The 7,908-nt window shown below is 66.6% G+C and carries 6 protein-coding genes; 3 read left to right on the top strand and 3 right to left on the bottom strand.

All coding sequences use genetic code 11. The features are described from left to right. Positions 1 to 393: 393 nt before the first annotated feature. From ABD979_RS09090 to ABD979_RS09080, 3 genes are all read left to right on the top strand, one after another. Entirely contained in the window at positions 394 to 1,131 is a 738-nt protein-coding gene (locus ABD979_RS09090) for a bifunctional DNA primase/polymerase (RefSeq protein ID WP_345507151.1), read from the top strand. Next, positions 1,128 to 2,273: a DUF3631 domain-containing protein gene (locus tag ABD979_RS09085; protein WP_345507150.1), complete on the top strand. Its 1,146-nt coding sequence runs from the start codon at positions 1,128 to 1,130 to the stop codon at positions 2,271 to 2,273. The genes ABD979_RS09090 and ABD979_RS09085 overlap by 4 nt, the downstream gene beginning before the upstream one ends. 349 nt (positions 2,274 to 2,622) lie before the next feature. Further along, positions 2,623 to 3,585 carry an ATP-dependent DNA ligase gene (locus ABD979_RS09080; protein WP_345507149.1) on the top strand — a complete coding sequence of 321 codons (963 nt, stop codon included), beginning with the start codon at positions 2,623 to 2,625 and terminating at the stop codon, positions 3,583 to 3,585. 185 nt (positions 3,586 to 3,770) lie between these two features. Here ABD979_RS09080 and ABD979_RS09075 read toward each other — a convergent pair whose 3' ends face one another. The 3 genes from ABD979_RS09075 to ABD979_RS09065 all read right to left on the bottom strand — a co-directional run bounded on the left by ABD979_RS09075 (position 3,771) and on the right by ABD979_RS09065 (position 7,435). Continuing rightward, the gene (locus tag ABD979_RS09075; protein WP_345507148.1) at positions 3,771 to 4,913 is read right to left on the bottom strand and encodes an HNH endonuclease signature motif containing protein; all 1,143 of its coding nucleotides are present in this window, start codon (positions 4,911 to 4,913) and stop codon (positions 3,771 to 3,773) included. Between the two features lie 103 nt (positions 4,914 to 5,016). Further along, positions 5,017 to 6,021, bottom strand: coding sequence for a hypothetical protein (locus ABD979_RS09070; RefSeq protein ID WP_345507147.1), 1,005 nt, complete (start codon positions 6,019 to 6,021; stop codon positions 5,017 to 5,019). 322 nt (positions 6,022 to 6,343) lie between these two features. Further along, positions 6,344 to 7,435 (bottom strand): hypothetical protein, encoded by a 1,092-nt coding sequence (locus ABD979_RS09065; protein WP_345507146.1) that lies wholly within the window; start codon positions 7,433 to 7,435, stop codon positions 6,344 to 6,346. Between the last annotated feature and the right edge of the window lie 473 nt (positions 7,436 to 7,908).

Here is a 7,908-nt window from a genome sequence, read left to right as displayed (position 1 = left end):
TCTTCGCCGCGCTGCTAGCCTCCGAAAGTCCGTCCTTGTTGCGACGTTGACTAGAACCCGCCCCGTCGAGGCGGGGTCCATTTTCAGCCGCCGTTGACAGTCAGGAACCTCGACAAAGAACAAACGAGGCCTGCCTCTGCCAAGGCCGACCCCGCCATGAACAGGGAGGGCAATCATGTTCGAGACATACGATACGACTTCAGACCGACAGGACCAGTTCTCGAAGCGGAACGCACTCAAGGCGTACGCGGTGCTGGTCCACGGCCCCTCGATCCGTACACGCGTCTACACCACCTTGGCCGGTGCCGAAAGGGCAGTCGCCCGGGCGCGAGCGCGCGGAGAGTGGGTGGAGATGTGCTTGGTCCGGCTCGTGCCGGCCCGTGGGAGGCTCTCGTGGATCTCCTGACCGCGGCGCTCGCCCTTGTCGGGAACGGCTGGGAAGTCATGCCCCTGCAGGGGAAGATTCCGCTGACCCGGCACGGCCTATATGACGCCAGCTCCTCTCGTGAGCAGATCGAGAAGTGGTGGCGCCGTTGGCCCAAGGCCAACATCGGAGGCGTGGTGCCGCGCTCGGTCCTAGTGCTCGACATCGACCCACGCAACGGCGGCGACCGAGGCTGGGAGGAGCTGGTGCACGGTCGCAGCGTCCCGGAGACGCTGACGTCGATGTCGGGCCGTGGGGACGGAGGGAGGCACCTCTACTTCCAGCGGCCAGCGGGCCAACTGAGCCGGCAGCACCTTCCGGTCGGCATCGACCTCAAGACCAACGGCTACTGCGTGCTGCCGCCCAGCGTCCACCCTGCCACCGGAGGAGCGTACGAGTGGCACAACGGCCCCATCGCCCCCCTTCCGACCTGGCTGCGGGAGGTCCTGCGCCCGCCGTGTGTCAGCAGGCCTGCTCCGACGGTCAGGCCTGTGTCCGGCTCGCTGCGGCACCTGGTTCACTTCGTCGCCTCCCAGGCGCCGGGCAACCGCAACGCTGCCCTCTACTGGGCAAGCCGCAGGGCGTTGAACCTCGGGGTTCTCGACCAGACAGCCGAGGACCTGGTGGACGCCGCTGTGCGAGCAGGCGAGGCAGAGGTGGCGGCGCGACGGACCGTGGCCAGCGCGCGGAAGGCGAGGCCGGCATGAGCGCCGTCCCAGATCTGCGAGTGGTGCAGGAGCTCGACGAGGATCCCGCAGGGCTGCTCCTATCGGTAGAGAGGTGCCTTCGCCGATACTGCGTCCTACCGAGCGAGCATGCCTACGTGGCGGTTGCCCTCTGGGTCGCCACGACACACGTTCTCCCTGCCTTCGACTACGCGCCGCGGTTGGTGGCTCGGTCCGCGGAGAAGCGGTCCGGCGAGTCTCGCCTCGTCGAGGTCGTCGCCGGCTTGGTTCACTCGCCGCTGCGCACTGTCAACGTGTCCGCCCCGTACATCTTCCGTTCACTCGGCGTGGACCATCCCCCGACGATCCTGCTCGATGAGGCGGACGCGTTGTTCGGCACGAAGGTCAAGGCCGAGCAGAACGAGGACCTCCGGGGACTGCTCAACGCCGGTCACCAGCGAGGCCTCACGTACGGCCGGTGTGAAGGGCCGAACAGGGTGCCGACCGACTTCCCGACATTCGCGATGGCGCTTGTCGCCGGCATCGGGAGCATGCCGGACACGATCGAGGACCGCGCGGTCGTTCTCGCGATGCGACGCCGCAAGGACAGCGAGGTCGTCTCCTCCTTCCGTCAGAAGCGGGACGGTCCAGGTCTCGAGACCTTGAGGGACCGGCTACACGACTGGGGCGAAGAGGCCGTGAGCCAGCTCGAAGGAGCGGAGCCGACGATGCCGCCTGGAGTGGACGACCGAGCCGCGGACACCTGGGAGCCGCTCCTCGCGGTCGCAGACTGCGTGGGGGGTGACTGGCCCGACCGAGCCCGAGCAGCAGCGACCCACTTCGTCCTCGCCACCGAAGACGACGACCAAGCCCAGTCGATCGGCGTGCAGCTACTTGCTGACATCCGGCGCGTCTTTGAGAAGTTCGACGACTCCGAGATCAGTTCCCATCGGCTTGTCCACGCGCTCGAGGATGACGACGCCGCGCCATGGGGAGACATGAACCTCAACCCGTCGAAGCTTGGCAGGCACCTCGCGCGCTACGGCATACGAACGGGACACACGAGGGACAAGAGCAAACGAGTCTACCGCCGTGAGGACTTCGAGGACGCGTGGGAGCGGTACCTACCGAGCAGCCCGGCTCCTGCTGCGGAGGAGCTGCAACAGAGCCCACCGACCACCTGAGAGCACCTCGCCCACACGGCGCGGCCCAGCGACCCGGACACCTTGCACGGTGTCCGGGTCGCGATGGGTGTCCAGACGTCCACGCACGTCAGAGGCGCACGGACAGCATGGGACGGGGCTGGACGCCGTCTGGCGGCACATCCTGACGCCCGTCATGCCGCGTGCCGTCGCGCCGTGGCAGGCACGCGCCCTCCACGTTCGCCGGAAGGCGTCCTATGCCGTCCCGTAGCGTCCGCATGGCGCTGACGTGCACGAACGTGCGGACGCCCATGTCGCCGACGGACGCCCTGAAGCCGTCCGGGCCGGGCGCGACTCGCATCCTCGTGCCCCGCCATCCCAGAAGTGCAAGGTGAGCGACGTGGCTGTCGTGTCGCTTCACTCACCCGTCGCTCTGGCGCGACCCGTCGATGACCTGTCCCCATCCGGGGTGAAGAACCTAGTTTGGGAGCCGAAGTGGGACGGGTACCGGGCGCTCGTCGGCGGCGGGAAGATCTTCTCCCGCAACGGCACCAACCTCACGCCCCTGTTCCCCGACCTCACGCCGGCCCTTGCCTCCCGGCTTCCGGATGACCTTGTGCTGGATGAAGAGGTCCTCGCGTGGGATCCGGCTGCCGGCCGGCTCGACTTCGAGGGCTTGCAGGCCCGGATGACCGCCGGTCGGCGGATCCGCACGGTCGCCGCCCGACGCCCTGCCCAACTCGTCGTCTTCGACGTCCTCGCGGCCGGATCGGAGGATCTTCGCGGCCGTCCTCTCCAGGATCGTCGGACCGTGCTCGAGCAGGCCCTGGCGGGGATGGCGTCGCCCATCGTGCTGTGTCAGCAGACCGACGACGTGGCCTTGGCCAGAAAGTGGTTCCACACGCTCACCGCTGGCGGCATCGAGGGCCTGGTCATCAAGGACGCCGGCGGCTCCTACCCGACCGTGCCCGGTCAGCGAGTGTGGTGGAAGGTCAAGGCCAGGCAGACACTCGACATGCTCGCGGTCGGGTTTACGGGTGACGTGGGCGCTCCGAACGCGCTGGTGCTCGCGTTCCCCGGTGTCGTCGACGACGACGGCCAGCCAGTCACCGCTGAGTCGACGACCTCGCTGTCCAAGGCTGTCAGCCGATCCCTGTCGCCCTTGCTGCACCCGACCGGTGACACATTCGAGCGCACCTTCGCTTGGGGCTCGGCGGCGCCCACGCAAGTGACGGTAGTGACGCCGTTCGTCGTCGAGGTCGATGCCGACGCCTCAGCGGCCACCAGGGTGCTCCGCCACGCTGCTCGGCTACACCGCGCCCGTCCGGACCTCGACCCAGCGGAAACTAACTGAGGGGACGCAGGAGGTTCGCCCTGAAGCCCGGGCGCCAAGCGCCCCGCGCAAATCTCTGACCTGTCATTCGACCGAGGCGAAGGGTGCTTTCACTTCGATGAACGTCCTGACGGCGACTGGGACTGTCTGCGCGCTCGTGCGCTCATCAGTTTCATCGAGTCTGCGCGCGAGGCTCTGCGGCCATGTCATGCCTCGCTGGCCGCGTACCTTCGGGCTCGATACTCCTGGTTGCGAATCCTGTGGCACTCCTTGCAGCGGAGTCGGTCGCCGACCATGTGGCCGTGGGCGGCGATGTCGTGCCCGTTACGGCACTTCCCGTCGACGCGTCGCCGCTCGTCGCGGGGCTTCTTCTCATCGGCGGCGCCGCGGTTCACACCGCACACCCGACAGTGACGCGAGCCGCGCTTGTCGGTATAGGTGTTCTCCTCAGTGAACTCATGCCCGCGCTTGCAGTGGGTGGGCTTCAGGCGAGAGGCGCGGGCCTCGGCGACGTTCTCGCCGTAGGTGGCGAGGGCGAGGTGGGCAGGGTTACAGCATGCGCGGTGCGGGCAGGTAAGTCCGCCAGGGCAGGTGCGAGGATCGTGGCACGTGTGGTCAACGACCATGCCGTCGGGGATGGGGCCATGCTTCACCTCGAACACGAGACGGTGCACAGACGTCGCACGGCCGTCGACACCCACCGTCCGGTAGCCAGATCCATTGGCAGGGGTGTCGGGGATCATGCACCCGCCCCTGACGGTCTCCGCCCCCTCGAGGAGCCACCGGACGAGCTGCTCGCGTGTCATGCCTCGCGGGCGGTATCGGCGCTTCTTGGGCCGGGCCTTTCGCTGCGCAGCAGCTTCTGCGCGGCGGGAGCGCATCTGAGCGGCCGCGCAAGTGCGGCAGCGGCGGCCCCCAAAAGGCGAGTGATAGGTGTTCTCGTCGGTCAGTTCATGCCCCGCCAGGCAAGTGTTCTTCTTGCGGCCTAGCTGGGCGCGGCGGGCGTTTGCCACGTTCGTCGCGGCGACGAGGTGGGCCGGGTTGCAGCATCGACGGTGCGGGCATGTGGGGCCGCCGGCGCATGTCTCATGGTCGTGACAGATGTGGTCGACGGTCTCGTCGACGTGGCCGTTCTCGACCTCGAACGCTAGGCGATGCGCCAGAACCATGCGTCGGCCCCCATCGGGCTTAGGAACCCATATTTTCCCGTAGCCGCGCTGGGTTCCCTTGAGATACGGCCAACAGGCATCTGGCCCGCCCGATCTGTCGATCAACAGGTCGAAGCGGGCCAAAACGTCGGAACGAACCCGCGCGGGGAGTGATTCAAGGATGGGTTTGGACGCCTTCACACCTCCTTGGTATCACACTCCGGAGACAAAGCTGTCAGCATTCGTCAGGCAATGAAGGGTCACCGGCGTCTCAAGCTGGTACGGCGCACTGGACCTGCCGGCGCTACCGCGGCGGCACCTGCGCGTACAGCCGGAACGCTCGCCGTTGCTCGTACGCAACGGAGTCGGGGAACCAGCCCGGGTGCTCGACAGAGACGACGTGCCGCCAACTGTCCGGGTCAAGGCCTGTCATCCAGTCCGTCCCGTACCTGGTCTGGATGAGGGGGGTGGCCCAGGTCGCCACGTCCTTCGGGCTGAGGAAGACGGCACCGGTTGGGGGCATGGGGAACTTGTGGGTGACGTTCTCGACGTTGCCGAGTACGTCGCCCTGGAGGTAGGTGAAGCCAGCGGCGATGTCGCGGTCGACCTGTTCGGGCGTCTCGACGAACGGGGAGAAGGAGAGTTGGTCGGCGAAAGTGAAGCCGACAAGGTAGGGCGTCTCCCCCATGGTGACCTGGCCTATGACGACGCGCACGTCGCCGTTCGGGCGGCGTTCGTTGAGCCAGGCGTTCGCGGCTGCCGCGTTGCCGACAGGCTCCTCAGGGTGCAGGGGGTCACTGACCGCTGGCTGGCTCTTGAGAGGGAAGCCGGTCCACTCACCGCGGTGGTCTCGGTGAACGATCTGCGGCGCGATGTCGGCGAAGAATCGGAGCACAGCGAGCATCGTGCCCGTCAGCTCCTTGCCCTCTAGGTTCGACTGGTAAGCGGGTTGCAGGCGCCGCGTCCCCTCGTGCAGCTCTGCATGTGTTGCGGCAGGGATGGGCCGCCAGTAGCCGTAAGTCCGCATGCCATGGCTGCCGCCGATGAGGACGTCCTCACTCGGTGACACCTCGAACATCAGGTGCTGGTCCACGTTGCGGGCATACTTGACCGCATTGATGAGCTCGGCGCCGGGTGTGGGCGTCGGCGTGAACAGTGCAAGGTACGTGGCCTTGTCGCCGAGCTGCTTTGCGAGCAGGTCGTTGAGATTCTGCACCCGGCCGAGCCAGTTGCGGGCCTGTACGCCGAGATCACCGGCTCGGGCGGTCTCGGCGTAGTACGCGGCGACGTCCTTCTGAATGTCCTTCATGACCTGGCGGAGGCGCGGCTCTTCAGCGGGCGTGACTGTCAGGGGCGTAGTACTCATCACTTCGTGTCTCCGGGTCTTGGCTGGGCATCCCAATGCTTCCGGACCTCGACGGTCTGGCAAAACCGGTTTCCCGCGCGGGCCTTCCGGTCGAGCCGGAAATGTAGACCCCTTGAACTGCGGCCGGCGTGCCGGGGGCCAAGCTGGGAAATGCGCAAAGCCCCGGTCTGGAGGGGCTTGTAGTCCGGGGGCCTTTCTGCCGTCACCTGAAGCTAGCTCAAACATCGACCGACCCAGGTTCCGCGAGGGGGGATTCGTCGAACCGCTACTCGTCCCCGACGGCGGCTGGAGCGGACGGGTCGATGCGGAGGTGCCACAACGGAAGCCGGTCCGACTTCAGGTCGGTCGGAACGAGTCGCGGAAGGGTGCCGGGTTCGACGTCGATGCTGAGCTTGGTCGTCTCGTCCTCGAGCGAGGTAGTGCCGGTGTAGAACATGCGGGTGTATAGCTCGCTCAGGGCCCCGATAATGTCGAAGCCCTGCTCGGCGTGGCTCTGCTCGGGCGCCATCGTGAACACCATCTCCCACACGCCGTCCCCGGCGACCTCCATCCTTTCCTCGCACGGCCAACGTGCGTGCTGGAGGAGGAACCAGACCAGCGCGGTCTCGCTCTTGTCGACCATCTCCTCGCCACCGGCGAACATGTGGACAGCGGTGGTCACCAAGGACAGCTTCCTCGTTCCGACTTCTTCTGGCTCACCTTCAATCTCGGTTGCACCATCCTCCTCCGGTACCGCCTCCATCGTCAGGCGGAACTCCAGTGGGGGCTTCAGCCCGAGCATGCGGTCGCTGAGCAGCGAGCACATGTGGTTGCGTTTGAAAGCGGTCTGGAGGCCGATCTCGAAGTGATCACCGAACCGGACGTAGTCGTCGATCGGGACCAGCGTCCACATGCTTATCGCGACCCAGTGGACCGCGATGTATAGCGGACAGTCGTTCAGCTCGGCGTAGCGCTTCAACCGGGCTACCTCGGCTAGGCGCAGTTTGGATACCCGCGGGTGGTTGTCGTCCTCGGCCTTGACCTCGACGAGAATGTTCTTGTCCGACAGGAGCGTCAGCCGCCAGTCCGGCAACTTCACGTCGTCCTCGTAGAACAGGACGCCGGCGTCCTCCTGCTTCACCAGCTTGCACCCTCCCAGGTCGGCTGCGACGAGACCGAACAGCTGGTCGCTGACCCATCCCCGGATGCGTGACGGCGATTGCAGGGAGTCGCGGAGGCCCGCCTCGAACTGGGCGACCGTCGCCCCGACCCGAGCTGGGTCGGACACCCGCCGCTGCTCACCAGGCGCGGGGACATCGACCGCAGCGTGGAAGTTGAGGGTTTCGATCTGTTCGGGCCGCCGGGACAGTCGCTTCACCCAGCAGAGGCTAACGACATCGCGGTCGTCTTGCCGGGGCGCAGCAGGCCGTCACGGGTCTCTGAGGTGCGTGGATCACCGATCCAATGTTGACCTCGCGCTCCGCCACCTCGATGCAGTGGTTTGCATCACCGCGGTCAAACTTCGCAAGTTCGTGCCGTTGACCTGCCGCATAGGTGGGCGGGATGCCTGTATCGCCAACGGCCGAACCTCGGCCGGGTCCGGTGGAATCGCGGCGCCTTTGGCTGCCGATCACGAGCTGGTCATGTGAGACTCGTTTCGGAGCATCGACCGATGACTCCGCGGGGCCGAGGGCACCTTCCGCAAGCAAGCGTGCTGTGGAGGTGACGCCGGTACGGCCGTCATCCGGGACCGATCCCTTTAAGGGTCGGTCGTGGTCGCAGAGTTGAGTCCCCGATAGTGGTGTAGCGCGGTCGCCGAGTTCGTCCCGGTCATGGACGTAGGAGCGGCCA

This window comes from Terrabacter aeriphilus, assembly GCF_039542985.1.
GTDB lineage: Bacteria > Actinomycetota > Actinomycetes > Actinomycetales > Dermatophilaceae > Terrabacter > Terrabacter aeriphilus.
The sequence above is the reverse complement of the archived record's forward strand: the minus strand, read 5'-3'. Positions and strand labels throughout refer to the sequence as shown.

Bases quoted from the DNA above. Each gene is read 5' to 3' on its own strand.
- ABD979_RS09085 (WP_345507150.1), top strand. From the start codon at position 1,128: ATGAGCGCCGTCCCAGATCTGCGAGTGGTGCAGGAGCTCGACGAGGAT.
- ABD979_RS09070 (WP_345507147.1), bottom strand. From the start codon at position 6,021: ATGAAGGACATTCAGAAGGACGTCGCCGCGTACTACGCCGAGACCGCC.